Here is a 24,171-nt window from a genome sequence, read left to right as displayed (position 1 = left end):
GGCTATTTGCGTTGCGCTTCCCGTTCAAGCGCCGCGACCGCTAATTCGAAAGCCTCGCCCAACACCCAGCCATTAGCGTCTGCGAGGGCATAAAAGCGACTCACGGTCGCTTCTGTCGCCTTTATATTTAGTTGGCGGTTGCGCCCCGTTGTGTGACGGCGGCGCTGGCGCGGGGCCGGGTCGGCCGCCGCCTTCCCTTGCCCTTCTGGTTCGCGGCTTTGGAAGCCTCGGCTCTCCGCAACTTCACGAATAGCCTCCTTATCGGTCGTCCCCGCCTTTGCACGAGGCTTCGGAGCGAAGCCTGAAACATCTAGGTCTTCATCAAATATCGAAGCGCGTTCCGTTGTCATCAGGCTACCTCTGCCGCTGTACCGGCCTTCTTCGCCGCCGGTTTGAGCAGCGATAGCACCTCGCCTGCGAAAGCGCGGGCGTTCAAGATGGCCTTTTCAAGATTTCCGACGCCAGCTGGGTCCAGGTTTTCCAAAGCGCCGCCGAATGAAAACATAGCGCGAAAGGCTTCTCGCTCATTGAGCTGCGTCTCCAGCATTCTCACTCCATGCTCGGTAAGCTGGTCCTGAACATGCCCAAGGGTGCGCGGCCGAATGGCAGGGCTAGTGCGTGTCAGCAGGACCACGTTAATGATTTTCCGCCGCGCCTGCTTCTCTGCGTTCTTCACGAGACCAAGCGCCCGCGCTGCTTGCCTCGCATCAAGCTGCGAGCCCTGAGTCGGCACGATCACCAAATCAGATGCTCCGATCGCATAGGCCACGGTCAGCGAGGCCGTGCCCTCGCAATCGACAATGACGAACGGAGCTTGAGCCGCTGCTTCGTCAATTCGATCGATGATGTTTTCCTGATTGGCGTCAGCGATGATAGTCAGCCGGTCCGGCTTTCCCGCCATCTTTGCCCATGTGTCGATTGGCCGGTTCGGATCAGCGTCGATCACAATAACATCTGCACCTCGGGCAAGTTGCGTTGCGAGAAGGGTGGCGGCGGTCGTTTTGCCAACGCCCCCTTTGGGCGAAATGAAGGATATAACGGGCATGAAAATCTCGATGCAGAACACTCTTTCTGGGATAGTATCGGATAGCTATCCCTAAGCCAATAGCTACCCATCTCTAACTAGTATCTGTTAGCTATCTAGTACTATGGTAGCTACGTGCTATCGTAGTAGCTATCTGTTAGATGGTAGCTATCCAGTATCACATGCTGTGGCATCTTGCTGCGTAAATCAGTTATGACCGCTTTCGCCCACAAGCGGACGAAGCTGCGGCGGAGGAGGTATCCTCCGCCGTCAGCACGCATTTCCGCCATTTTTAAGCCTGATGTTCCCCTGTACGGTACAAGAGAACACGCTGCCACCAGCCGACGTCATGCCAGCTATCGAATTTGCGGCCTACCTCCCGACAGATGCCCAACGGAGAGAAGCCCATGCTTTCATGCAGGGCGACGCTGCCAACGTTCGGGAGTGCGATGCCAGCAAAGGCGGCGTGGAAGCCGCGGTCGGTCAGTTCAGGGATGAGCCTTGAGTAGAGGGCGCGTCCCACCCCCGTTCGGTGGGCCTGATCGGCGATGTAGACCGTGACATCGACAGACCACCGGTAGGCGGCGCGAGCCCTATGCTGGCTGGCATAGGCGTATCCAATGACCTCGCCTTGTCGTTCGGCGACAAGGTACGGGTAATCTTCCAGGGTCGTGGCGATCCGCTCCTCCATTTCAGCGACCGAGGGCGGGACCTCTTCAAAGGAGATGGCAGTGCCCTCCACGATGGGCGCATAGATCGCCTGAATGGCAGCCGCATCCGAAAAATTCGCCATGCGAATGGTCGGGGCGACTGTCATGCGCTTTGGCCTTGTGGTGCAATGGCGATGCTGGACAAATCTGTTGCTGCGTCAACCGGTATGCCAGCCTCTTTTCGTTCGGAATAGCGATCTACGAGTTGAACGGCGTGCGGGCGCAGTAGCACTGTGAAGCGCACTAGCTCCTCCATCACGTCTACGATCCGATCGTAATAGCTCGACGGCTTCATGCGACCGGCATCATCAAATTCCTCGAAAGCCTTGGCAACCGATGACTGGTTAGGAATCGTCACCATCCGCATCCAGCGGCCGAGAACGCGTAAGGTATTTACGCTGTTGAACGACTGCGACCCCGCTGACACCTGCATGACGGCGAGGGTGCGGCCCTGCGTCGGCCGCATCCCGCCCATCGACAGCGGCAAGTGATCGATCTGCAGCTTCATGATGCCGGTGATTTGGCCGTGCCGTTCAGGGCTGCACCACACATGCCCCTCTGACCACATTGACAGCTCGCGCAGTTCGTGGACGGCCGGATGGTCGTCGCCAGCTACTTGATCTGGCAGCGGCAGGGTCGACGGGTCGAAGATGCGTATCTCCGCGCCAAAGAACCGTAGCAGGCGCGCCGCCTCTTCCACGCACAGCCGGGAATACGAGCGCTCCCGCAGGGAGCCGTAGAGTAATAGGATGCGCGGTGGCGGGTCCCCTGCGCCCAATCCGACAGCCGGCCGAACTATTGCGTAGCGTCGATCAAGCGCAGGCAGATAATCCGGGTTGGACAGTATGCGCAGACAAGACATGATGGACTTTCTTTAATTGGTGAGGGTAGGGCGCCTCTATCTAAGATGTTTGATGACGCACTGCCCCGTCACCATAGATTTAGTGAGAAATAACGTTCAGCAGGTCCGCCCACTCGATAGTCAGCGGATGGTCGAAGCCTAGTTCCTGCTGCATCATTGCCAATTTTTGAGCAGCGAGAGCGTGCAGTTCGACGGTCCATTCATGGGTGCCTCGATTGCGACAGTAAGGCCCAAGCTGCCTATCGATTGTCTCCTCTACCAGCTCTAACGCGGTCTCCACTGTTGCGGCACGACGCTTGGCCTCACCGCGCTTTATCGCCGCTAGCATCTCTTGCATCGCTCGATCGTGCTTCTCGGTCAGGCAGCATTGATCCGAAGGGCAAGCGCGGTGAGTGTCACCAGCAGCACCGGTACGGTCAGGGTCGCGCCGATCCTGAAGTAGTAGCCCCAGCCGATCCGGATGCCCTTCTGCCCGAGGACGTGCAGCCATAGCAGCGTCGCGAGCGAGCCGATCGGCGTGATCTTGGGGCCGAGGTCGCAGCCGATCACGTTGGCGTAGATCATGGCTTCCTTGACCGCGCCCGTGGTGTGGGTCGCGTCGATCGACAGCGCGCCGACTAGGACCGTCGGCATGTTGTTCATCACCGACGACAGCAGCGCGGCGATGATGCCGGTGCCGAACGCCGCGCCCCAGACGCCGCCCTGGGCGGCGTGATCGAGGAGACCGGCGAGGTGGTCGGTCAGGCCGGCGTTCCGGAGGCCGTAAACCACCAGATACATGCCGAGCGAGAAGACGACGACCTGCCAGGGCGCGCCCCTCAGCACCTTGCGGGTCTCGATGACGTGGCCGCGTGCGGCGACGATGAGCAGGAGGACCGCGCCAGCAGCGGCGACCGCACTGACCGGGACGCCGATGGGTTCGAGCAGGAAGAAGCCGGCCAGGAGGGCGGCGAGGACGACCCAGCCGGCCCGGAACGTGGCCCGATCGCGGATCGCGTCGGCCGGTGCGCGCAGCTGTGCCACGTCGTAGCTGGTCGGCACGTCACGACGGAAGAACAGCAGCAGCACGACCAGCGTCGCGGCGATCGACGCGAGGTCCACCGGCACCATCACGGACGCGTAGTCGGCGAAGCCGATGCGAAAGAAGTCGGCCGACACGATGTTGACCAGGTTGGAGACGATCAGCGGCAGGCTGGCCGTGTCGGCCACGAATCCGGCCGCCATGACGAACGCGAGCGTCGCCCTGTCGCGGTAGCCGAGCGCCCGCAGCATCGCGATGACGATCGGCGTCAGGATCAGCGCCGCGCCGTCGTTGGCGAACAGCGCCGACACGACCGCACCGAGGAGGACGATCAGGGNAACAGCGCCGACACGGCCGCTCCGAGGAGGACGATCAGGACGAACAGCCGTCGACCGTGCCCGCCGCCCCAGCGGGCGACGTGCAGCGCTGCCCATTCGAAGAACCCGGCTTCGTCCAGCAGCAGGCTGACGATGATGATCGCGACGAATGTCGCGGTCGCGTTCCAGACGATGCCCCACACCACCGGGACGTCGGAGAGCGAGACCACCCCGACAAGCAGTGCCACGGCCGCGCCGCCCATCGCGCTCCACCCGATGCCGAGCCCACGAGGCTGCCAGATGACCAGCGCGATGGTAACGACGAAGATGGCGAAGGCGAGGAGCATCAGGCGATGCGCTGCCCGGAAGCATCCACCACCTGTTCGCCGTCCTCCTTGGCGAACGCGCCCCGCTGCGGCTCGGGTAGCAGATCGAGGACAGCCTCGGACGGGCGGCACAGCCGCACACCGAGCGGCGAGACGACCAGCGGCCGGTTGATGAGGACCGGGTGCGCGATCATGGCGTCGAGCAGCGCATCGTCGGTCAGTGTGATGTCGTCTAAGCCAAGTTCGGCATAAGGCGTGCCCTTCTCGCGCAACAGTTCGCGGGGCATGATGCCAGCGCGGTCGATCATCTCGACCAGCAGGGCGCGGGACGGAGGGGTCTTCAGATACTCGACAACGTGCGGCTCGATGCCGGCGTTGCGGATCATCGCCAGCGTGTTGCGCGACGTGCCGCAGGCGGGGTTGTGGTAGATCACGACGGCGACGGCCATGGCGCGTCCTTTCAGCAGCAGGGGGAGAGTTCAGCGAGGAGGGGCGCGCACAACTCGGGCGAGCCGTCGCAGCAGTCCTTGACCAGAAACAGCGTCAGCGCCCGCAAGCCGTCGAGGTCGGCGCGGTAGATGATTGATCGGCTGTGCCGCTCGGATCGGACGATGCCCGCACGGGCTAGGATTCCGAGATGCGCGGACATGGTGTTTTGCGGCACGTCGAGTTGGCGGGCAATCTCGCCTGCCGCCATGCCGTCCGGTTCGCGNCGAGACCACCCCGACGAGCAGCGCCACGGCCGCGCCGCCCAGCGCACTCCACCCGATGCCGAGGCCTCGGGGCTGCCAGATGACGAGCGCGATCGTGACGGCGAAGATGGCAAGGGCGAGAAGCATCAGGCGATGCGCTGCCCGGAGGCGTCCACCACCTGTTCGCCGTCCTCTTTGGCGAACGCGGCCCGCTGCGGCTCGGGCAGCAAATCCAGGACCGCCTCGGACGGACGGCAGAGCCTGACGCCGAGCGGCGAGACGACCAGCGGCCGGTTGATCAGAACCGGGTGCGCGATCATGGCGTCGAGCAGCGCGTCGTCGGTCAGCGAGACGTCGGCGAGACCGAGCTCGGCGTAGGGCGTACCCTTCTCGCGTAGCAGATCCCGGGGCGTGATGCCGGCGCGATCGATCAGCTCGACCAGCAGGGCGCGGGCTGGCGGGGTCTTCAGATACTCCACGACATGCGGCTCGATGCCGGCGTTGCGGATCATCGCCAGCGTGTTGCGCGACGTGCCGCAGGCGGGGTTGTGGTAGATCACGACGTCGACGGCCATGGCGCGTCCTTTCAGCAGCAGGGGGTGAGTTCGGCGAGGAGGGGCGCGCACAGCTCCGGAGAGCCGGCGCAGCAGTCCTTGACCAGGAACAGCGTCAGCGCCCGCAGGCCATCGAGGTCGGCGCGGTAGATGACTGACCGGCTGTGCCGCTCGGATCGGACGATGCCTGCTCGGGCGAGGATTCCGAGATGCGCGGACATGGTGTTCTGCGGCACGTCGAGCTGACGGGCGATCTCGCCCGCCGCCAAGCCGTCCGGTTCGTGCCGGACTAGGAGGCGGAACACGTCTAGGCGGGTGCCCTGCGCGAGCGCCCCTAGGGCAGCGATGGCCGAATCATTATCCATATATCCGGCATAGACGATATCTGGCGTGCGGTGGGCTAAAGTTTTGCAATGGCAGCTATAACCGCTCGCGCTTCCGAAAGCGGCCAGGCCCCTCACCGCTACAATCCGACATGACGGAGGAGATACCCTCCGCCGTCAGCGCGCATTTCCGCCATTTTTGAATCCGACGTTCCCCTAAAACGGGAGCGATGTTCCCCTGTGCGGTACTTCCGCTAACCACCACATTCAGACATAACGTAGTCGCGCATATCCTGAGTTTCGCGACACGGAATGACCGGTTGTGATGGAGGCACGAACCCGCTGCGCGGGATGGGCGTGCGGGGCACGGTTGAGATGACATCGCGGGTGTTGCGCGCCGGTTGAGCGCTGCGGGCGGCAGGGACATGGCGCCGGGGTACCCCCGGCGCTCATACCGGGGCGGGCGTCCGTTACTGTTTGACCTGCCGTTGAACGACATTGCCTAAGGCGTCCGGCTGACCGGACGCGATCACCAGATAGCGACGCGATCCTGCGGGGGCGGCCTGCGTGATAATCTGCCGCAGCGGTCCAATCGCGTTGACGATCGCACCGCCGGCGGGGTTGGTCATGAACTTGGCAAGCGGTTCGACCGGGCCGTTACCGTCAGGATTCGAAGACAGGCCTAGTACGAAGGGCATCTTGGGCGGCAGTCCGGCCACGGCGGCCTGCAATATCTGCACCTGCCCCTGATCGAACAATGTCACCTGGCTTCGTCCAGTGCCGGAGAGCATCAGCTGAACCTTTTCCCCTGCCTTGGCGAGCGGCTGGAGATTGGCCATGCCATCGCCTGACGGCGTCGCGCCCGGGACATAGGCGACCCCTTGCGGGCCTTGCCCGATCGGAATGGTGGCAATTACCTTGTTCGTCGCGGTGTCGATCGCGGCAACCGCATCGGCATTCTCGAGGCCGACATAGATGCGGCTCCCGTCACCCGAGGGCCACAGGCCATGCGGTAGCGCTCCGACCGGGATCGTCGAGACCTGGCTGAAATTGTCGGTGCGGAACACCTTCACGACATTTTCGGTGCCGACCGTCACATAGGCGAACTGGCCGCGCGGCGTCTTGGCGATGTTGACGTGGTTGGTGATTGCGCCCGTTGCGAAGCTCTTCAGCACCGCAAATGGCGGCTTGGCATCGAACACCATGACCTTGCCGATGTCCTTCAGCGTCAGCCACACCTGCTTGCCGTCGGGCGTCGCGGCGATGTCGGGGCAGAAGGGGCTTTCCTGCTTCACCCGGCCGACGATCTGCTTCGACGCTGTATCGATCACCACGGTCTCGGGCGAGAAGCTGGAGCAGACATAGCCGTACTTCCCGTCCGGCGAGAAGATCGTCATGCCGGGACCGTTCGGAACCGGGATGCGCCCCGTCTCCTTGTAGGTCGTACCATCGAGAACGGCGATATAGTCCTCGCCGCGCACGCTGACCCAGACCTCTCGGCCATCGGGGCGGAAGAACGCTTCGTGCGGGCTGCGGCCGACGTAGGTCGTGTGACGAACGCTATTGGTCGTGGTGTCGATAAAGCTGACCGCATTCGATCCGATCGACACGACGGCCAGCGTCCGCCGGTCGGGCGAGAAGCCCATGCCATGGACCAGCAACTGCCCGCGATAGAGCGGGCTGAGGTTCATCGGTATCGGGTCACCGAGCTTGATGACGCCGAGCAGCCGGTTGGTCGACGGATCAATGACCGACACGGTGTTGGAAAATTGGTCCGAGGTGTAGAACCGATCGGCCGACGACACGGGCATGTCGGGCTTCGCGTTTGGCACCTGCTGCGCAATCGCCGCGACGGGTGCGAGCATGGCGCCAACAAAAGCTGAGAGGATCAGATGCTTCACCGATGGGTTCCTTCCGGGTGGTGGGCTTGGGGAGCGACGGGAGTGCCCCCCTTTTCGTTGAGGATGGCCTGCATCACCGCGATCTCTTGCCGCTGCTCGACGATGATGCCTTGCGCCAGACGGCGCAGCCGCTCATCCTTGCCGAAGCGGAGTTCCGCTTCGGCCATGTCGATGGCGCCCTGATGATGGGGGATCATCATCGCGGCGAAGTCGCGGTCGGGATCGCCGGTCGACGGGACTGCCATCGCCTGATGCATCCGTTGCATCGCACCGGCCATCACGGTGGCGAAGTCGCTGGTTTGAGCCAGCGCCGCTCCACTGAATAGAACGGCAGCGGTGATCACTGTCTTGAATGGCATTTCCACGATATCGGCAACTCCAGGCAGGTGAACGGTCGGACGGGATGGTCGATGCGTCTGCGTCAACATGGACAGATGATATTCAATTCGTTTTGTGCGGGACCGACCATCAGACGATGTGCAACAGGGCGAGCAGGGTCAGGCTGATGGCGCCAAGGCCTAGCAGCGACAGTATGACGGCCGCCGTGACCCGCCCGCCCGCCTTGGCGACGGTGCGAACATCCACGCCCAGCCCCAATGCGGCCATCGACACCACGGTCAGCAGCGTCGCTACCCGACCGATCGGCGCGATCGCAGCGGTCGGCACCAGCCCCATCGACCGACAGGCGACCATCATGAGAAAGCCGATGATGAACCAAGGGATCAGGTGGGCGAGGTCGAACGTCTTTGCCCGCGCGGTGCCCGCCACGACGTCTCCCACAGGCACCTCCTGCGGGGCGAGGCGCGGCGCGATCAGCGACAGGACGAGGCACACGGGCCCAAGCATCAACACGCGGACCAGCTTGACCAGCGTTCCCATCTGCACGGCCGCAGCCCCCAGCGGCGAGGCGGCCGCGATCACCTGCGGCACCGCATAAACGGTCAGCCCGGCAAGCGCGCCAAAAGCGATGCCGTTCATGCCAAGCGCGATCCCGAGCAGCGGCAGGCCGAGCACGACGATCACGCCCAGCACGGCGGTGAACGCGATGGAGGCGGCGACATCGTCGCTATCGGCATCGATCACCGGTGCCACGGCTGCGATGGCCGAGTTGCCACAGATCGAGTTTCCGCACGCGACCAGCAACGCCATGCGGGTAGGCAGGCCGAGCAGGCGACCGATGCCGAAGCTGAGCAGGATCGCACTTGCCACCACACCGGCAATTCCAACAAGCAGCGGTACGCCAGCGGCCAGAATGGTGGCGGCGCTGACAGAGGCCCCGAGCAGGACGACCGCGACTTCCAGCAGGTATTTGGCGCTGAACGCGATGCCGTCGTGCCATGTGTCGTCGGGCGTCCACAGGCTGCGGATCGCCGTGCCAATCAGGATGGCGAGCACCAACGCCTCCAGCCATGCCTTTCCAGCCATTACCCGCTCGCCTGCCTCCAACGCATAGGCCATGCCGGTCACGACCAGGCACAGACCGATACCCGGCAGGAGTTTGAGCAGTCTGTCAGACGGGCCGATCGAAGCGGCATTGTGAGGTTCGGCAACGGTGGTCACGGGGATGTTCCTTCCGCTGAGTCATGTATGCCGCGATTACCGATCGATCCAACGCATCTATATTGTCGTTCCAATCGTCAAATATGATTGATCGCGCTATGGGTCCGACATGACGCTGGAGCAGCTTCGCATTTTCGTCGCCGTGGCCGAGCGCGAGCATATGACCGCGGCCGCCCGTGCCCTGAACGTTACCCAGTCGGCGGCCTCCGCGGCCATTGCTGCGCTGGAGGAACGGCATGCGATCAAGCTGTTCCACCGCGTCGGGCGCGGTATCGCACTGACCGAAGCCGGGCGGCTGTTCCTGACCGAGGCGCGCGGAGTCCTCGCACGGGCGGAAACGGCCGAGACGGTGCTACGCGAACTGGGCGGGCTGGAGCGCGGTACGCTACGGGTCGTCGCCAGCCAGACCATCGCGGCCTATTGGCTGCCGCCTTTCCTCGCGACTTTCCACACGCGCCATCCCGCAATCGCTATCGATCTTGCGATCGGCAACAGCGAACAGGCAGCCGCGCGCGTCCATGACGGCGAGGCGGACCTGGGCATTATCGAAGGGCAGATCGACGATCCGGCGCTGGCGCACTGGCCGATTGGCGAGGATCGATTGCTACTGGTCGGTGCCAAGCCGTTCGGGGACATGCCGATCGACGCCGCATGGCTGCGTCAGGCCCGTTGGGTACTGCGCGAACCAGGGTCCGGCACACGATCGACGTTCGACAGCCACTTGCGTCGACTATGCGTTGATCCAGCCATGCTCGATGTAGCGCTGATCATGCCCTCCAATGAGAGCGTCCGGACGGCTGTGGAGGCGGGGGCAGGCGTTGCCGTCCTGTCGGCGCTGGTAGTCGGACCGGCCATCGAAGCAGGCACATTGCACGTCGCCCCGATCGCGTTCGAGCCTCGCCCCTTCTTCGGATTACACCATAAGGAGCGCTACCGCACGAAAGCTGCAGACGCTTTGTTGAACGTGATCGCCTCGCGATAGACTTTTCTCGATTTTAAGGTCTTTGACGGGTTTTAGGAAAGATATCTGTTTCCCGATATTGGATCACTCGGGGAAGCTGGCAGTCCTACGAGAGGCAGCTATCCGCTTCGGTGCTCCTGATAGCTGACGGGCGGAAAAGTCCCCAATGTCGGCCACTGCGATTCACATGAACGAACGACCGGTTCAGGGCAGGCGTCGGTTCCCGCTAAATGACGAAGATTGGGCGGGAGCCGAACGGCAGCTTTTCGGTAAACAGTGCAGTCCGAACGCCTACGCTGGCTGTCGGAAAACACATGATTGTCGACACCCCGGACCGGCACTCCCGCCGGTACCCGTCCTCCTAGAGCAGTAACGTTCGACAAACCCTGTCGCTTTGATAGAGTGTGCGGAAACATGCTGCCGGGGGTTTGTCGCACATGCTGGTCGGATATATGCGGGTGTCGTCGACCGACGATCGCCAGACGGTCGATCTGCAGCGCGATGCGCTGGTTGCAGCCGGCGTCGATCACCGTCATCTCCATACCGACAAGGCATCCGGGGCGCGCGACGATCGGCCAGGGCTGAAAGCCTGTCTCGACTATCTGAACGCGGGCGACACGCTGGTCGTGTGGAAGCTCGACCGGCTCGGACGCTCGCTACCCCACCTGCTGACGATCATTACCGACCTGAAGGCTCGGGGCATCGCGTTCCGGTCACTGACGGAAGCGATGGATACGACCACCCCACATGGCGAGCTGCTGTTCTCCTTGTTCGGTGCCTTGGCCCAATATGAGCGTGCGCTGACGCATGAACGAGTGATGGCGGGGCTGGCCGCAGCGAAACGCCGGGGCCGCCAAGGTGGCCGACCACCGATGATCGACGCGGAAACGCTCGAGCGGATCACCACCGCGCTCGATGGCGGCGCCAGCAAGGCATCTGTCTGCCGGACTTTCAAGGTACCGCGCTCGACCCTCCTTGGCACGCTGGCGCGGATCGGCTGGACCGCACCGGCAAAGTGAACCGCCCCGAGTTTGCCGGATGCTCCAACTCCTGAGAGCCCAACTGATAATTAACACACCTCATATCATTGATTTATCTTCCGCCACCGATTGGAAGACCACGGTGGGATTGGGATACACGACCCATGTCGCTAATATCACTGGGCAAACTAGGTCGAGCTGCGCAGCAGCCATGCGTGCCGACATCAATGCCCGGCATATGAACACATGATATCAGCGGGCCATAATTCCCGTTTGGGCTCTGAGAAGGTGGAGCCAGTATGTGCAAGACAACCTATAGCCAGACGTTTCAGCGTGTTCGCCTTCTTCTTGGAAACGGTCGCCCGTTCACCCAGTCAATTGCACACCGGAGATATCGCCACGGTGTCTTTGAACGCGGCTGCATCAGAATGCGCACGGTGTTCGCGGAGATACGCATGCGGTAGCGCTATTCCATGAAACGTACGCTCGATCAGCTCTTGACCACCATCGACGTCGACCCGCACGCTTTCTCGGTGTGCCGAATCCAGACTGGATGGAGGATGACCTTTCCCGCGTTCGCGGCGGTGACCGTACACTTCGTTCTGCGGGGGTCCGGACATCTCCAGGTCGGTGCCTCACCACCAATCCCGTTCTCGCCATCGAGCGTGCTAATCGTGCCTACCTCGGAGCAGCATTGGGTCGGCGAAGTTGGCGATAATGCAGAGGTCAGCGAAGCCGCTAATCGTTGCGCGTTACTCGGAGACGGCTTGGTCGAGTTCACCGCTGGAAGCGGCGCCCACGATACACTGATGCTGTGCGGAGCCTTGTCGGCGCCCTACCAAGGCGGCCTAGGCTTTTTCGACCTGCTGCGAGTACCAACTGCCGGTGACATGGCCGCGGGCATCATCCCCGCGGGCGTGTTTGATGCGATGGCCGACGAGATCACTCACGCTGGGTTCGGCACTCAAGCGATGTGCCAGGCTTTGATGAAGCAAGGGCTCATTGCACTGCTGCGCGATCGACGGGAACGGCAGACGGAGCTCTCCGGAGGAGCGATGTCCCATCCTCGCCTCTCCAAAGCGCTCGCTGCCATCATTGGCGATCCAGCGGCTCCTCACACAGTCGACAGCCTGGCCTCGCTCTCCGGCATGAGCCGTGCCTCGTTCTCGGACCACTTCTCCAAGACCTTCGGTCAGGGCCCGATCGACTTCGTGCAGAAGGCCAGGCTCCGCATCGCGGCACGGCTGCTGCGAACGACCGACCTGCCAATCAAGGTGATCGCGCAGGCGGCAGGATACGCCGGTCCGAGGCCGTTCTCCCGAGCCTTCCAGGCTGCATATGACTGCGGACCTGCGGACTATCGAGCACGTCCGGACAGCGAAAACATCAGGGCCCTGTCCTAGGTCGTATCACCGTAGGTCTCCGATCATCCAGATCGGTGACACTGATCGTCCAGATTAGGTGCTTGCGTGAGCCCGAACCTGCCGGAGCGCGGTTTCTCATTGAAGCCCATGCTCGCAGAAGGTCCAGTTCATGTCCGATGATCTCCACCGCTCGCCCGTCGCCTTCACACCAAACGTTGAGGTGCGCGCCGACGACGAAGCCGAGACCATCCAGGGGCTGAACGAGCAGCTCCGCCTCATTCAGGAGACGACCGCCAAGGATTATGGCACCGCCGTTCGCGGCGTCCACGCGAAGGGTCACGCGATCGTGAAGGGCAAGCTTGAGGTGCTCTCCGGCATCGCGCCGTCTCTCGCCCAGGGTCTGTTCTCGGCACCCGGCAATTATGATGCGCTGCTGCGCTTCTCGACACTGCCCGGGGACATCCTCGACGACAGCGTCAGTGTGCCGCGCGGGCTCGCCGTCAAGCTGTTCGGCGTTCCTGGCGACCGCCTACCGGGTTCAGAGGCCGACACTACGCAGGACTTCATCCTGGTCAACGGCCCGGCGTTCGCAGCCCCTACGCCCAAGGCTTTTCTCGCTAACCTCAAGATGCTCGCCAAAACCACCGACTCCGGCGAGGGGCTGAAGAAGGGCTTGTCCGCGCTTCTACAGACAGTCGACGCAGCACTTGAGACGGTCGGCATTCAGAGTCCGACGATCCAGACGCTGGGCGGCGCGCCTAATACCCACCCCCTCGGCGAGACATACTACACCCAGGTGCCGATGCGGCACGGCGACTACATCGCCAAGATTTCAGTCGCGCCGGTGTCGCCCAACCTCACCGAGCTCGTTGGCAGCAAGGTCGACACCTCCGGCCGCCCCGACGCGCTGCGCGAGGACATGGGACAGGTGTTGATCGAGCAGGACAGCGTCTGGGAACTACGCGTGCAGCTCTGCACCGATCTGGAGAAGATGCCAGTCGAAGACTCCTCGGTCGTCTGGGACGAGCAGGCAAGCCCGTACGTGGCGGTCGCCCGCCTTACCGTGCCCGCGCAGCTCGGCTGGCAGCACGGACTCAGCGAGCAGCAGGAACAGGCGGTGTCGTTCAGTCCGTGGCACGGGCTCATTGCCCATCAGCCGATTGGCGGCGTCAACCGCGCCCGCAAACCGACGTACGAGATGTCGACGCAGTTCCGGGGCCAACACAATGGCTGCCCCGTGCATGAGCTTCGCTCTATCGCCGACCTTCCGACGCAGGGCATGACAATCGAATAGGCTTGGCGGCCGCGCTTAATACAGGGCTTTTAATGGGAGGGTGGATCAGGCCGCAGGAGATTGGCCGACCGACCGCGTCCTGTGTCCTCCTGAACACGTATTTAAGCGTCATGAGGAGGCGCTGCTTTGAACGATGGCCGACACCGCGCCCGATTTAGGCATTGTCTCACTGTTCTGAGCGGTGCCTTGCTGCCCGGAGTTGCCCAAGCACACGTGAAATGGTTCTGCGGCCCTATCGACGCGTCAATTCCGCCAGCGGCGCTGCGGCAGGTCCTTTCCCCACTATTCTTCGCCTGCCTGGCCGGGTTTACGGCCTTGGTAGCGGTTGGTGGGGGCTGCGACGCGCTCCTTGCGCGGGTCGTGCCCGCATCGCGCGAAGGCGAGCGACGAAGCGTCGTTGTGGATCTGGTCGTTCGGCTCGGCCTGGCTGTCTACGCGGTGTGCCTCTGGCGCAATCTAGCGGTCGTGCTTTGGGCTGATGACGCGACGGGATCGGTCCTGACGCCTGAGATGGTGAACCGGGCTCACTGGATCGGCCTGCTCCAGCTTGCGATCGCGGGCATGGTCTTGGTGCCGCGGCTGTCCCTGCCAGCGGCCGCCGGGCTGCTAACCCTGTTCGCGATCGGCGTGGCGCGGTTCGGCCCGTTTTACATGATCGACTATATGTTCTTCGTGGGCCTGGCGATCTACGTCGCGCTAGGCCAGCCGGCGTTGCGGCACCAATACCGTCTCGCGTCGTGGCGGGTTTCGATCCTCACTGGCGGCCTCAGCCTCAGCCTGATGTGGACGGCGGTCGAGAAGTTTCTGTTCCCGCAATGGACCATCGCCGTCCTGCTGCATCATCCAGGTATCACGGCGGGGTTCCCGTTTCCCTTCGTTGCCACCATCGCCGGCTTTGTCGAGTTCAGCCTGTCATTCTACCTGCTGGTCGGTCGTGCGGTTCTCGTCCGCGTCGCCGCGGTCCTGCTTGCCGGCGTTTTCGTCATGGCAATGCCGGAGTTCGGGATGGTCGATGTCGTTGGCCACATCCCGGTGCTCATCATCCTCGTTGCCACCCTGCTGCAGGGCGAAACCCGCCTTCAGCAGACCTTGCGCGGCCGGGCAGCAGGCCCATGGGCATCGAGCGGAGCAGTGCTAATCCGCTACCTTGCGGTTTTGGCCATCCTGATGCTCCTTTACTACGGCTTGCATGCCTTGTCGGTCTGGGCGGAGGGTAAAGCAGTCCCGTTGAACCAGTTCTCACTGGCCAGCGTACGGCCTTCAAGATCTTAGCGCTGGCGAACGCATGATGGCCTTTTCAGATGCTCTATGCTGACCCGCTAACGCGATGACCCACAAGCAGACGTTCGCGCGCCATTCCCCATTGCCCAACTTCCGCCGCTCATCCATCTCCACGTCATAGCCTCTTTTGGCACCTGACTCTGCGGTCTCGAATGTCGTGGAAACCGGACATTCGCGGAATCGTATGATCGAGATCTGCTAAGGTCGGAAGCGGACCCGTACCGGACGGATCAGGCAGGAAAATGAATTCCGCACAGTTTGTTACCGTCGGGGTCACGAAAATAGGCCAGTTCGATAGTGCCCATGGAGGCAGTTTCGCGCGGTCCGGGCGGAGCTTCGATTGAGGTTCCGCCAGCGGCAACGGCGGTGTCGTGAAGCTGCTTCACCTGCTCGGGCGAGTTGCAGGAAAAGGCGACGGTGCTGCCGTTGGCGACGCTTGCCGGTTCGTCGTTGATCGGCTGGCTGACGATGAAGTTGGTCCCGTTGCCATTATTGTAGATCAGACGTGTATGGCCGCTATCGGCAATGTTCCGCGTCCCTTCCCCTGCACCCAAGGTACCGAGCACCGTGTCGTAGAAGCGCTTGGACCGTTCGATGTCGTTCGATCCGACCATGGTGTGAAAAAGCACGCATACTCTCCTGAAGCCTGATCGACTGCCGATCGTCATTAGCGGTCTTACCTAACCAGCACATAACCCGCAGTCACCCCTAGACCCTCGGAATGTCCGCTACTGGGCGACTGCCGACGTAGCTGGGTAGGCGAGATTCTGAGTTTCGCGACAGCAGCTAGACCAACGCATTTCCGCGCTTCCCTACGTCGCACAAGTCGGTTGCTTAAGTCCGTCGTTCCGATGCATATTCGCGACATGCTGACCGGTTATGCCCGCGTATCGACCGATGACCAGGATCTGCGGCTGCAGCGCGGCCTGCTGACCGAAGCCGGCTGTCGTCGCATCTTCGAGGAGAAGGGCTCGGGCGCCCGTCGCGACCGGCCCGAGCTGGCGCGGTTGCTCGACCAGATCCGGGCGGACGACGTGGTGGTGGTGACCCGGCTCGACCGGCTGGCACGCTCGACCAGGGACCTGCTCGACATCGCCGAGACGCTGAACGACGTCGGCGCCGGCCTGCGCTCGCTGGGTGAGCCATGGGCGGACACGACCTCGCCGGCGGGGCGGATGGTGTTGACCGTGTTCGCCGGCATCGCCGAGTTCGAGCGTGCGCTGATCCACCAGCGCACCAGCAGCGGCCGGGTGGCGGCCAGGGCGCGGGGCGTGCGGTTCGGGCGGCCGCCCAAGCTGACCGCCGATCAGATCGCGCTGGGCCTGCGGCTGGTCGGCGAGGGCACCTCGGTCCGCGAGGCGGCCAAGCTGCTCGATTGCCACCATGCCACGCTCTACCGGGCGCTGACCGCGGCGTCGCTCAGGCCATGATCGCGGTGCGTTCGCGGTGCATCATGCCGGGGTCGCGCCGCTGATGCCGATCCGTCCCGAACATGTCTTCCTCTACCCGATCGACTGGCCGCAGCTGTCCCATCATGTCCGCTTCGTGCGCGCCGGCGGGCGCTGCGAGCATTGCGGCCGCCCGCACGGGGAACGCGTCTTCCACCTCGGCGACGGCCGCTGGTGGGATCGGGGCCGGCTGTGCTGGCGCAACGGCCAGGGCCGCCGGGTGAAGCGGCCGACCGGCGACATCCTGACCGAGGGCGCCTGGACGCCGGTGGTGCTGGCCTGTGCCCACCTCAACCACGACCCCAGCGACAGCGCGCTCCACCAGCTCGCCGCGCTCTGCCAGCGCTGCCACATGATCCATGACGGCCCCGAGCATCGGCGCCGGCGATGGATGAACGCGCATTACCGCCGCGCGCTGGGTGACCTCTTTTACGGCCCCTACCCCGAGCGTGGTGCCGACTGGATCGGCCCCACTCCCCTCAGCATGCTCGATGACAGCCGGTCGCTTTATGCGAACTATCGATAGCGGGGACTGCTGACCGTAAGCCGGGGCTGAAAGGCGGGTGGCCGCTTGCCCCTGCAACCTTTCTTCTGTACATACATTATCGTCAATACAGGAGATGACGTGGCGTTCGAATGGGACGATCGAAAGGCGGCATCCAACCTGGCCAAGCACGGCGTGTCATTCGAGCTGGCCAGGGAGGTGTGGAACGACCCCCTTCACGTCATCATCCCCGATCGCATCGAAGGCGCCGAACATCGCTGGCACGCGCTCGGCCTGGTCGGAGCGGTTGTCGTGCTGGTCGTGGTCCATAGCTACCCCGATGCCGGTGACGAGGATCGGATACGCATCATCAGCGCCCGCAAGGCGACAAAGCAGGAAAGGCATCGCTATGAGCAAGAAGGCGCTTAGCCCCGAGTTGCAGGACCAACTCAACAAGCTCGCCGCACTGCCGGACGACCAGATCGATACGGTCGACATCCCGGAAGCGCCGGCCGAGGCCTGGCTGCAGGCCCGCCAGCCCGGTCTATACCGGCCGATCAAGAAGCCGGTCACGCTTCGCCTCGATGCCGACGTGGTCGCCTGGTTCAAGGAACACGCGCAGGACCGGGGATACCAGACCGAGATCAATCGCGTGCTGCGCCGCTATGTGCTGGATGCACAGGCCTGACGCAGGGTTTTGACACCCTGCGTCCCCCGGGCACGCATGACTTGATCAACCACGTCGAAACCGTCCGGTTGTGACACCTAGATGTCGGAAGCTGATGGTCTGATAGACGATTGCTTCAGCGGGTAAAGTGGGAGCAGTTACCGCTCGCCTAGCCGTCACGCCTTTCTAATGCCCCCGCATCCAATGCACTCTTGAGAATGACGCTTGGTCCCCTGGCTTGGACGCCAAGAATAGCGACTTGGTATCGCGCGCGCGTGACGGCGACGTATAGCTTGTTGTGAGCCGCGAATGTCAGATAGGCCTTGCTTTGGGAGTGCTGGCTATGAGGGGACGGCGGCACCCTTCCATCGTCGACGCCTACAAGAACCACGCCGTCGAACTCGAGGCCACCTACGTAGTCTGGGAGAGATATGACAAAGCGGCCAGCGCTCCTCGCCCGCCTAACCACCTCTGGATCGCCACGGTGCTTCAAAATCTCTACCGGCCGGTTATCTTCAATCGATTTTTTTTCAAGTTCGTGGAACAGGCTTTCATCAAACACAACGATCGCAACGTCCCCCTTGGTCGCGCTCATCGAAATACGCATCTCTTCGGCAACCGATAGCGCCGCGTCCATCATAGCTGCATCAGTTGAATAACTGATGTAACAGGGTCGTTTCGCTTTCTTCTCCTCTTCAAAGGTCATGTTGCTGTGAGCAAGCACCATTGGATCCTGGAAGTTCGTGAAGAGGCTCGCGCCCGACGACGTTATGCTGAAAGCAAGGTTTACGATGTCAGGAGAACAACGGAAAATGCCCTTTACGTTGATCGTTGTGCTCGACGAACGCTCCTCTGGTGAGGGCATCAGCGAGGTTACGTCAATATCGTCGGCCCACCCCCGATCGCCAATAGCCTGAGAGCGATCTACAGCGAAGGCAATCGGAAATAATTTCTCCGATCGAGTTAGATGATGGAAGACCGATAATTCATTCATATTGAAGAGATGCGTTTCGTCGACGAAGATAGCATCGAAGCCATCGCGTGCACGCCTACGACGCCAGATCGGCGTGGATAATTGGCTAAGTGCTGAAAGGACGACATCATCTGTGTCAAACTGCCCGCCCGCAACGAGTTGCTCACGGTAGCGCTCGTAAATCCGCCATACAAAAGCCTTGTCCCCTTCGCTGCTCACTGGTAGCGCAGAAGGAATGGGCGGTATTCTCTTGTAGGTATCCAAATTTTCTTTGGCTCGCCCTTTAATTACAACAGATATCTCGTGCTGTATTAGCGATATCTTATATTCGTCGGCCTCATCTTCCATATAGGCCTTAAACTCTGGTGACATGAACCTAGCATAGGATGAAAATTCATCGCGAACCTGTCGCAGAGCCTCGTCAACATACATCAACTGCAACTGTTTTGCATCATACGCATCGGTGTCGACAAACTCGGTCTCGGAAATTTCTTGCCTAAGCAAGCCGCTACAGTAGCTTTGCAGCGTTTCAACGCGCAAACGCCGGATCGAAGATTGTGCAGGCATAAACTCTTCGCCACCCATTGCCTCAAGAACGGTCGCAATACTGCGGCGACTCGCCTCGCTGTGAGTGATGAAGACAGCCTGATACTCTCGGTCGTCACTAGCCGCCTGCCGCATCGAATGAATCGCAGCGAGCGACAACGATGCCGTTTTTCCGGTGCCCGCCGGACCATCAATTCGGACGGGATGCGACAAGGGGTTCATTATGAACTTTTTTTGATCCTCGGTGAGCAGCCGCAGCCAAGTTTCATAGCCCTGATGAATATCAACCTTTGATGTAAGCATTCCTAGAGAAGTACTAGAAAAATTTGTCTCCCATGCGGGAGCTATTTCCTCTACAGACGCCTCAAGCTTTGCACCAAGCCCGTCAAGGTCATCCAAGAACTTACGGAACGTCGCGACACTTGCCGTCTCTTGAGGTCCTTCCCCTTGATCGGTTCCGATCTTATAGGCGAGCAGATAACGCCCAGACCTACCGCGCTTCGCTAGCCTTTCTACGTCCGGGTTGAGGTCAAGCGCGATCCGTACTCCCGTCTTTTGGCTCATCGGATATGGAAATACTGCCGCCGTCGTCGCGCTCAACACCTTCTCAGCCGGGGTTAATACGCCCTTGTCCCAGAACTTGATGGCAAACCGTAGAACACGCTGAAGGTAGAGAATGGCTTGGTCGTTCGTCGCGTTAGAGAAGATGTGGCTTTGTTGAAGGTCAAAGACTACATATCTATGCTCGGCGGCGTTTCTCCCGTAGGCGACCATTCCGTGCCTCGTCTTCGAGGTTGAGATCCTCGGTCCAACGTCGTCGATCGATCCCGACCGCAGATGAAGTGCGAGCTTTTTGCCTTCGGGGTAATCCGTCGACTGCAGAACGCGTTCCGCTATGATGTCCTCGGCCGCGTCTCGTCTGATTGCGAGAAACATCACGAAGCGTCTCCCAGTTTAAATGGTACAATCGCACGCAGCGACTTCATCCGGTCGGGTGAGATGTCGGTAACGCCAATCCTAGCGTATAGATTCGTAAAGCGCTGCATAAAGAGCTCAATAAATGGTGATTGTAAAACGCCAACAGGCATCGCGTACTGCTCCTCGTCGGCTATGTTCAATTTATCGGTATACCTCGGCTGTTCGTGACAGAGTTCCACGAAACGCTGAAAATCGATGCCGCCCCTGAGTTCCTTCGCTAAGGCAGCGGGAAGATATCTTATCTCACGCAGTAGCGCCACGTAGCCCTCGCAATTCTCACTAGGCTCAGAGTTCTCGATAAAGTGGTAGTCGGAAATACCATTTGACAGCAGCTCTTGGAGAATTTTCTGATACTCTTTTAGCTGAGCATCGAACAAGTCTGCTGCGATCTTTGCACCCGGTGCGACTATAAGCGCTGCCTCGGCCGCCTCCTTTTGTGCCTCAGCGTTAGCGTACCGCTTCGCAGCGTTCTGCTGAGCCTTATCGGTCAACTCTGCTAAATGCTCGCGAACGCTTTGTGTAGAGAGAGTATCGAGCATTGAATCGGCCAGCCCAACGTCACGGAGCGCAGATTTCATAGCTCCCCGACTGGCAGCGCAAATGCGCGTAGCCAAAAGCCTCAGGCCGTCGCGAAACAGCCACGCCCGAAACCCGATCAGCGGCACGTAGCTGATTACCGGAGCCTTGCCGTGCGCGACATCGCAGCGTGCGGTAATCACCAGTCCACGGGGTGCTGTGTCAGAATAATCTTCGGATGACGCACAAGTGAAAATGGTGCCTTGGGTTAGTTCGCTCGTTGACGGAAAGCCAATCATGTCCACGGCGTCGTTTCTCCCCCCGCATTACCGCTTCCTTTGCCCCTGCTTAGCAAGCGTCCAGTCCCGTTCAAGGGACAGATCATTCGTAAATGGTGTTCTTTTTGAAGGTATTCATAGCACCAGCGATGATGCAGGGATCGTAGCAGATCAAATCGACCTTGCATGCGCGCATAGGTGTCACAACCGCGGGGTTTAGACGCGCTTGGGCGCTGGTCTGCTTATCCCCGCCCGGCGCCGATCATCGACCCGATCGGAAGGTCATTCGGAGCGGCACGAAGCGCGTCACGCATCGCCTGGGGGCCGCAGCCATAATAGACGTTGAGGTGCTGCCGACCTCCGCTCAGCTCGGTCCACACGACATCGACGCTTGGCATGTCGCTGGGCGCATTCCCGCAGTTCGGGGTACCGGGCTGATACAGCATCTCGTTCTCGGTTGGACGATACGGCGCCAGTCTGGCGGCAAATGCGCGATAGGCCGCGGGTGTCGCCTGAAACGTTCTGATGCCGGTGACGGCGGTATGGCCCTTGCCCTCGAACGTACCCTTGCCATCAGGTGTGATCGTGACGGCATAGACCGGGCAGGTGCCGTAACACGGGGCGGTCTCGTAGCGGATCGTCTCGCTCTCCAGTGCGACCGGCTGGCCCCCCTGAGGCGCATCGACCGTTGCACAGGCCGATAGCCCGGAACCTGCCACCATCATCATGGCCAGTCCCGCGATCATTGCCCTGCCCATATCGTTGTCCCTCTTGGTCTGTTCATGACGTTCACTCGTGCCTTCCCGGACATAACGCCCTCATCCTGAACGCCATCATGCGAATGAGCCAAAGCCAGATAGCCGAACTGGACGGTGTACGGCCGCCATGCGATCAACACTGATGGATCCAGTCAACCGCCCTGCCAGGCCAGCCGACGCTCGACGTGGCAAAGCGTCTCCGCTCGTTCTGACGTTCTGGGCAATGGTGGTGGTGAACCTGATTTTGGCGCATTTCGCTTTTGGGGGATACTCACCGTCAGTGGGTGGTGATGCTGCCGGCAATGCCATGAGTACCGCTTTCGAGAAGCTGTTCATGATCGCGGCGCTGGGGTTGCTCGGGCTGCTCTCGGTCCTGTTCCTGCTGATCCGCAGACAGGGGTTCCGCATTGGCCTCATTGTTGTGCTGGCGTTGAACAGCTTTCTGCTCCTGACGATCCTTTCGCTACAATTCTGAAGCCGGACGCAGGTGACCAAGCCGCAGCCAATCGTCTCGGTCATGGTCTCCTTACAGTTCATGAAGCGGTCAATCCCCACCGACTACAGATCGCCAGCGCAACTGGCTGTCTGTCTCATGCGTCTGAACGCATCACCGGCTAATAGCTGACGTTGGCGTATTCCACGATGGCGGCATGTTTGTTGATGATCCCGTTATGCAGGTTGTGCATGGAACATTGGCATCACGGATAGTGATGCACGCCAATCAGGCCCGCAACCATCACCGTCAATGTATCCGTGCACTAATATTCCCGCAACGGATCAGTATTCCATCTTCTGACTGTTGACAGCTAAATTGCCCTACCTATGTGACGTAAGGACGCCCGACATGAGCAAATGCAACGGGTCTGCCGCATCAGTTCAGGATTTCCATGACCACCGAAACCAACACCATCGAGCTTGCCACCGAACTCACCATTGCCTGGCTGAGCAACCCCAATACCCGCACCTCCGCGGACGATGTACCGGCGTTCCTGCAGTCGATGCATCTCGCCGTCGAGAAGCTCAGCGGATCCGCAGTCGAAGCACCTGCTGAAGAAGCGCCGACGGAATACACGCCGGCAGTGACCGTACGGAAGTCGTTGGCCAGCAAGGACCACATCATCAGCCTGATCGACGGCAAGCCCTACCGGACGCTGCGCCGCCATCTGACCAGCAACGGCCTGACGCCGGAGGAATACCGCGCGCGCTATAACCTGAAGGCCGACTATCCGATGGTCGCCGAGACCTACAGCGAGGCACGTCGCGCGATGGCCAAAACGATCGGCCTGGGCCGCAAGCCCGGCCATAAGGTAGAAGGTGCCGAGAAGTCTGCACCCAAGGCAAAGCGTGGCGGCAAGGCCGCCCTCGATGCCGCCAAGGAAACACTCGGCACCGCCGAGTAACGTGTCCTGGGGTGGCCAGATGGCCACCCCACTACCGGTACTGATACTGGCGTCATACCGGGCATAGGCGACCGCTGTGCAGGGCCGTTCGATACCAAATGACGAGTGATGGCCCTGCCGCCCCGGTGGCCGAATCCGCTCACAAAAAAAGGGGCCGGCAAAGCCGACCCGATAGGTTCTTTGGAGAGGATGCCTGAAAGGCACCGCCAAGCTCTACTGATTGCGCTACCAGCGCAAGCCTTATTGTGCGTCGCAGCAGGATTTTTACGCGGTGGTTCGTGCTATCGAGGATGAATAGGCGGTACGCCCCTGTCGTTCCTCGGCCGCGGCCTGGGTGCGTTCAGACCGGCTTGCCAGTTTCTCCCACTGCGCTGCGGAATGCAGCGCCCTGTTCTTCACATTGGGCAGGGTCGCACCGGCCGCGATCGCTCGCTCGGCCTCTGCCCGTTCCCGGTACAGTTTCGCCTCGTCTGCCATTGTGTTTGTCCACCAGCATTAGGGAATGATCGGTGGGGCATCTGATCGCCAACCCGGTGGGCCCGCGTCAAGCGCTACGCTCGATACGGGTGATCAGCATTGCAGGAAATGACCGGGTATAGATGGAGCTGTTGCGCTCGGTCGGGCAGTGGCCAAGGTACCGCAGACGGCACGCAGGGCGGCCATCAGGTGCTCGATCGCGGGTGCGTTTCGGTATACCTAGAGCAAAATCCGAACAGCGTGAATCGATGGGGGATTCCCAAGGGGACTGAAGTCTGATTCATGCTTGTCACCGGCGACGGGAGGCCGGTCAGATGGGCAAGCCGTTATCGATGGACCTGCGCGAGCGGGTTGTTGGTGCCATTTCGGGAGGTATGTCACGCCGGGCGGCTGCAGCGCGGTTCGGGGTTAGCGCAGCCAGTGCGGTGAGGTGGGCGGCACTTCAACGCGATCAGGGCAAGCCAGCGGCCAAGCCA

At 61.5% G+C, this 24,171-nt stretch carries 29 protein-coding genes and 3 pseudogenes; 12 read left to right on the top strand and 20 right to left on the bottom strand.

The features are described from left to right. Window positions 1-2 precede the first annotated feature (2 nt). The 15 genes and pseudogenes from IFT82_RS19105 to IFT82_RS19040 form a co-directional block, all read right to left on the bottom strand. Complete coding sequence (locus tag IFT82_RS19105) at window positions 3-350, bottom strand: stability/partitioning determinant (protein ID WP_192129715.1); 348 nt, start codon at window positions 348-350, stop codon at window positions 3-5. Continuing rightward, window positions 350-1,066 (bottom strand): ParA family protein, encoded by a 717-nt coding sequence (locus IFT82_RS19100; protein WP_342355165.1) that lies wholly within the window; start codon window positions 1,064-1,066, stop codon window positions 350-352. Before IFT82_RS19100 ends, IFT82_RS19105 begins: the two co-directional genes overlap by 1 nt. 250 nt (window positions 1,067-1,316) lie before the next feature. Further along, the gene (locus tag IFT82_RS19095) at window positions 1,317-1,841 is read right to left on the bottom strand and encodes an arsinothricin resistance N-acetyltransferase ArsN1 family B (protein ID WP_192129713.1); all 525 of its coding nucleotides are present in this window, start codon (window positions 1,839-1,841) and stop codon (window positions 1,317-1,319) included. Then, on the bottom strand, window positions 1,838-2,596 hold the full coding sequence (gene arsH / locus IFT82_RS19090) for an arsenical resistance protein ArsH (RefSeq protein WP_192129712.1): 759 nt from the start codon (window positions 2,594-2,596) through the stop codon (window positions 1,838-1,840). Before arsH ends, IFT82_RS19095 begins: the two co-directional genes overlap by 4 nt. A 79-nt stretch (window positions 2,597-2,675) precedes the next feature. Next, on the bottom strand, window positions 2,676-2,933 hold the full coding sequence (locus IFT82_RS19085; protein WP_192129711.1) for a hypothetical protein: 258 nt from the start codon (window positions 2,931-2,933) through the stop codon (window positions 2,676-2,678). Window positions 2,934-2,953: 20 nt separating this feature from the next. Then, a pseudogene (locus tag IFT82_RS19080) lies at window positions 2,954-3,954 on the bottom strand (arsenic transporter); the annotation flags it as partial. A 1-nt stretch (window position 3,955) separates the two neighbouring features. Further along, window positions 3,956-4,281: ArsB/NhaD family transporter (locus IFT82_RS21075; protein ID WP_274602276.1), on the bottom strand; the 326-nt coding region annotated here is incomplete at its 3' end. Further along, window positions 4,281-4,709 (bottom strand): arsenate reductase (glutaredoxin), encoded by a 429-nt coding sequence (arsC, locus tag IFT82_RS19075; RefSeq protein ID WP_192129710.1) that lies wholly within the window; start codon window positions 4,707-4,709, stop codon window positions 4,281-4,283. The genes arsC (IFT82_RS19075) and IFT82_RS21075, both read right to left, overlap by 1 nt. Window positions 4,710-4,720: 11 nt before the next feature. Next, a pseudogene (locus IFT82_RS19070) lies at window positions 4,721-4,972 on the bottom strand (ArsR/SmtB family transcription factor); the annotation flags it as partial. A 1-nt stretch (window position 4,973) separates the two neighbouring features. Continuing rightward, window positions 4,974-5,099, bottom strand: a 126-nt coding sequence (locus IFT82_RS19065; protein ID WP_244646998.1) for an ArsB/NhaD family transporter, incomplete at its 3' end; no start/stop codon positions are given. After that, the gene (gene arsC / locus IFT82_RS19060) at window positions 5,099-5,527 is read right to left on the bottom strand and encodes an arsenate reductase (glutaredoxin) (protein WP_192129709.1); all 429 of its coding nucleotides are present in this window, start codon (window positions 5,525-5,527) and stop codon (window positions 5,099-5,101) included. The genes arsC (IFT82_RS19060) and IFT82_RS19065, both read right to left, overlap by 1 nt. Window positions 5,528-5,538: 11 nt before the next feature. Beyond that, entirely contained in the window at window positions 5,539-5,871 is a 333-nt protein-coding gene (locus IFT82_RS19055; RefSeq protein WP_192129724.1) for an ArsR/SmtB family transcription factor, read from the bottom strand. 428 nt (window positions 5,872-6,299) lie between these two features. Further along, complete coding sequence (locus IFT82_RS19050) at window positions 6,300-7,694, bottom strand: YncE family protein (RefSeq protein ID WP_192129723.1); 1,395 nt, start codon at window positions 7,692-7,694, stop codon at window positions 6,300-6,302. Between the two features lie 32 nt (window positions 7,695-7,726). Beyond that, a complete protein-coding gene (copM, locus tag IFT82_RS19045; RefSeq protein ID WP_244646993.1) occupies window positions 7,727-8,158 on the bottom strand; it encodes a CopM family metallochaperone in 432 nt (143 codons plus the stop codon). 40 nt (window positions 8,159-8,198) lie between these two features. After that, on the bottom strand, window positions 8,199-9,290 hold the full coding sequence (locus IFT82_RS19040; RefSeq protein ID WP_342355164.1) for a YeiH family protein: 1,092 nt from the start codon (window positions 9,288-9,290) through the stop codon (window positions 8,199-8,201). A 109-nt stretch (window positions 9,291-9,399) separates the two neighbouring features. Here IFT82_RS19040 and IFT82_RS19035 point away from each other — a divergent pair, with 109 nt between their 5' ends. The 5 genes from IFT82_RS19035 to IFT82_RS19015 all read left to right on the top strand — a co-directional run bounded on the left by IFT82_RS19035 (window position 9,400) and on the right by IFT82_RS19015 (window position 15,161). Further along, window positions 9,400-10,272, top strand: a complete 873-nt coding sequence (locus IFT82_RS19035; protein WP_192129708.1) for a LysR family transcriptional regulator — start codon at window positions 9,400-9,402, stop codon at window positions 10,270-10,272. Between the two features lie 416 nt (window positions 10,273-10,688). Then, on the top strand, window positions 10,689-11,270 hold the full coding sequence (locus IFT82_RS19030) for a recombinase family protein (RefSeq protein WP_192129707.1): 582 nt from the start codon (window positions 10,689-10,691) through the stop codon (window positions 11,268-11,270). A gap of 434 nt (window positions 11,271-11,704) precedes the next feature. Then, window positions 11,705-12,634, top strand: coding sequence for a helix-turn-helix domain-containing protein (locus tag IFT82_RS19025; RefSeq protein ID WP_192129706.1), 930 nt, complete (start codon window positions 11,705-11,707; stop codon window positions 12,632-12,634). A gap of 130 nt (window positions 12,635-12,764) precedes the next feature. Beyond that, entirely contained in the window at window positions 12,765-13,889 is a 1,125-nt protein-coding gene (locus IFT82_RS19020; protein WP_192129705.1) for a catalase family protein, read from the top strand. Between the two features lie 360 nt (window positions 13,890-14,249). Beyond that, window positions 14,250-15,161 carry a hypothetical protein gene (locus tag IFT82_RS19015; protein WP_207105842.1) on the top strand — a complete coding sequence of 304 codons (912 nt, stop codon included), beginning with the start codon at window positions 14,250-14,252 and terminating at the stop codon, window positions 15,159-15,161. A 239-nt stretch (window positions 15,162-15,400) separates the two neighbouring features. Here IFT82_RS19015 and IFT82_RS19010 read toward each other — a convergent pair whose 3' ends face one another. Further along, complete coding sequence (locus IFT82_RS19010; protein WP_055823610.1) at window positions 15,401-15,799, bottom strand: VOC family protein; 399 nt, start codon at window positions 15,797-15,799, stop codon at window positions 15,401-15,403. A 237-nt stretch (window positions 15,800-16,036) separates the two neighbouring features. On the opposite strand from IFT82_RS19010, the gene IFT82_RS19005 reads away from it, so the two are divergent. The 4 genes from IFT82_RS19005 to IFT82_RS18990 all read left to right on the top strand — a co-directional run bounded on the left by IFT82_RS19005 (window position 16,037) and on the right by IFT82_RS18990 (window position 17,790). Beyond that, a complete protein-coding gene (locus tag IFT82_RS19005; RefSeq protein ID WP_192129720.1) occupies window positions 16,037-16,600 on the top strand; it encodes a recombinase family protein in 564 nt (187 codons plus the stop codon). A gap of 43 nt (window positions 16,601-16,643) precedes the next feature. After that, on the top strand, window positions 16,644-17,144 hold the full coding sequence (locus IFT82_RS19000) for a hypothetical protein (RefSeq protein ID WP_244646991.1): 501 nt from the start codon (window positions 16,644-16,646) through the stop codon (window positions 17,142-17,144). A 99-nt stretch (window positions 17,145-17,243) separates the two neighbouring features. Next, the gene (locus IFT82_RS18995) at window positions 17,244-17,531 is read left to right on the top strand and encodes a BrnT family toxin (protein WP_192129703.1); all 288 of its coding nucleotides are present in this window, start codon (window positions 17,244-17,246) and stop codon (window positions 17,529-17,531) included. Continuing rightward, window positions 17,512-17,790 (top strand): BrnA antitoxin family protein, encoded by a 279-nt coding sequence (locus tag IFT82_RS18990; protein ID WP_192129702.1) that lies wholly within the window; start codon window positions 17,512-17,514, stop codon window positions 17,788-17,790. Before IFT82_RS18995 ends, IFT82_RS18990 begins: the two co-directional genes overlap by 20 nt. Before the next feature lie 148 nt (window positions 17,791-17,938). On the opposite strand, the gene IFT82_RS18985 is transcribed toward IFT82_RS18990, so the two are convergent. The 3 genes from IFT82_RS18985 to IFT82_RS18975 form a co-directional block, all read right to left on the bottom strand. Further along, window positions 17,939-20,224, bottom strand: a complete 2,286-nt coding sequence (locus IFT82_RS18985; RefSeq protein ID WP_244646995.1) for a UvrD-helicase domain-containing protein — start codon at window positions 20,222-20,224, stop codon at window positions 17,939-17,941. Next, the gene (locus tag IFT82_RS18980; RefSeq protein ID WP_207105841.1) at window positions 20,224-20,985 is read right to left on the bottom strand and encodes a hypothetical protein; all 762 of its coding nucleotides are present in this window, start codon (window positions 20,983-20,985) and stop codon (window positions 20,224-20,226) included. Before IFT82_RS18980 ends, IFT82_RS18985 begins: the two co-directional genes overlap by 1 nt. A gap of 317 nt (window positions 20,986-21,302) precedes the next feature. Next, a complete protein-coding gene (locus tag IFT82_RS18975; RefSeq protein ID WP_207105840.1) occupies window positions 21,303-21,806 on the bottom strand; it encodes a DUF6438 domain-containing protein in 504 nt (167 codons plus the stop codon). Window positions 21,807-21,960: 154 nt separating this feature from the next. On the opposite strand from IFT82_RS18975, the gene IFT82_RS18970 reads away from it, so the two are divergent. Further along, window positions 21,961-22,293 (top strand): hypothetical protein, encoded by a 333-nt coding sequence (locus IFT82_RS18970; protein WP_192129698.1) that lies wholly within the window; start codon window positions 21,961-21,963, stop codon window positions 22,291-22,293. A 412-nt stretch (window positions 22,294-22,705) separates the two neighbouring features. After that, window positions 22,706-23,218: a MucR family transcriptional regulator gene (locus tag IFT82_RS18965; protein WP_192129697.1), complete on the top strand. Its 513-nt coding sequence runs from the start codon at window positions 22,706-22,708 to the stop codon at window positions 23,216-23,218. 264 nt (window positions 23,219-23,482) lie between these two features. Here IFT82_RS18965 and IFT82_RS18960 read toward each other — a convergent pair whose 3' ends face one another. Beyond that, on the bottom strand, window positions 23,483-23,695 hold the full coding sequence (locus IFT82_RS18960; protein WP_192129696.1) for a hypothetical protein: 213 nt from the start codon (window positions 23,693-23,695) through the stop codon (window positions 23,483-23,485). A gap of 314 nt (window positions 23,696-24,009) precedes the next feature. On the opposite strand from IFT82_RS18960, the pseudogene IFT82_RS18955 reads away from it, so the two are divergent. Then, window positions 24,010-24,171: pseudogene (locus IFT82_RS18955) on the top strand (IS630 family transposase); the annotation flags it as partial.

Source organism: Sphingomonas sp. CFBP 8760, from assembly GCF_014841615.1.
GTDB lineage: Bacteria > Pseudomonadota > Alphaproteobacteria > Sphingomonadales > Sphingomonadaceae > Sphingomonas.
This window is presented reverse-complemented; position numbering and strand designations above follow the sequence as displayed.

What these genes read in the sequence shown, in the direction of transcription:
- arsC (WP_192129710.1), bottom strand. Translation starts at nt 4,709, where the DNA reads ATGGCCGTCGCCGTCGTGATCTACCACAACCCCGCCTGCGGCACGTCG.
- IFT82_RS19050 (WP_192129723.1), bottom strand. Translation starts at nt 7,694, where the DNA reads ATGCTCGCACCCGTCGCGGCGATTGCGCAGCAGGTGCCAAACGCGAAG.
- IFT82_RS18990 (WP_192129702.1), top strand. Translation starts at nt 17,512, where the DNA reads ATGAGCAAGAAGGCGCTTAGCCCCGAGTTGCAGGACCAACTCAACAAG.
- IFT82_RS19030 (WP_192129707.1), top strand. Translation starts at nt 10,689, where the DNA reads ATGCTGGTCGGATATATGCGGGTGTCGTCGACCGACGATCGCCAGACG.
- IFT82_RS19025 (WP_192129706.1), top strand. Translation starts at nt 11,705, where the DNA reads ATGAAACGTACGCTCGATCAGCTCTTGACCACCATCGACGTCGACCCG.
- arsH (WP_192129712.1), bottom strand. Translation starts at nt 2,596, where the DNA reads ATGTCTTGTCTGCGCATACTGTCCAACCCGGATTATCTGCCTGCGCTT.
- IFT82_RS19020 (WP_192129705.1), top strand. Translation starts at nt 12,765, where the DNA reads ATGTCCGATGATCTCCACCGCTCGCCCGTCGCCTTCACACCAAACGTT.
- IFT82_RS19035 (WP_192129708.1), top strand. Translation starts at nt 9,400, where the DNA reads ATGACGCTGGAGCAGCTTCGCATTTTCGTCGCCGTGGCCGAGCGCGAG.
- IFT82_RS18985 (WP_244646995.1), bottom strand. Translation starts at nt 20,224, where the DNA reads ATGTTTCTCGCAATCAGACGAGACGCGGCCGAGGACATCATAGCGGAA.
- IFT82_RS18970 (WP_192129698.1), top strand. Translation starts at nt 21,961, where the DNA reads ATGGATCCAGTCAACCGCCCTGCCAGGCCAGCCGACGCTCGACGTGGC.
- IFT82_RS19005 (WP_192129720.1), top strand. Translation starts at nt 16,037, where the DNA reads ATGCTGACCGGTTATGCCCGCGTATCGACCGATGACCAGGATCTGCGG.
- IFT82_RS19095 (WP_192129713.1), bottom strand. Translation starts at nt 1,841, where the DNA reads ATGACAGTCGCCCCGACCATTCGCATGGCGAATTTTTCGGATGCGGCT.
- IFT82_RS19055 (WP_192129724.1), bottom strand. Translation starts at nt 5,871, where the DNA reads ATGGATAATGATTCGGCCATCGCTGCCCTAGGGGCGCTCGCGCAGGGC.
- IFT82_RS18960 (WP_192129696.1), bottom strand. Translation starts at nt 23,695, where the DNA reads ATGGCAGACGAGGCGAAACTGTACCGGGAACGGGCAGAGGCCGAGCGA.
- copM (WP_244646993.1), bottom strand. Translation starts at nt 8,158, where the DNA reads ATGTTGACGCAGACGCATCGACCATCCCGTCCGACCGTTCACCTGCCT.
- IFT82_RS19085 (WP_192129711.1), bottom strand. Translation starts at nt 2,933, where the DNA reads ATGCAAGAGATGCTAGCGGCGATAAAGCGCGGTGAGGCCAAGCGTCGT.
- IFT82_RS18975 (WP_207105840.1), bottom strand. Translation starts at nt 21,806, where the DNA reads ATGATCGCGGGACTGGCCATGATGATGGTGGCAGGTTCCGGGCTATCG.
- IFT82_RS19000 (WP_244646991.1), top strand. Translation starts at nt 16,644, where the DNA reads ATGCCGATCCGTCCCGAACATGTCTTCCTCTACCCGATCGACTGGCCG.
- IFT82_RS18965 (WP_192129697.1), top strand. Translation starts at nt 22,706, where the DNA reads ATGACCACCGAAACCAACACCATCGAGCTTGCCACCGAACTCACCATT.
- arsC (WP_192129709.1), bottom strand. Translation starts at nt 5,527, where the DNA reads ATGGCCGTCGACGTCGTGATCTACCACAACCCCGCCTGCGGCACGTCG.
- IFT82_RS19105 (WP_192129715.1), bottom strand. Translation starts at nt 350, where the DNA reads ATGACAACGGAACGCGCTTCGATATTTGATGAAGACCTAGATGTTTCA.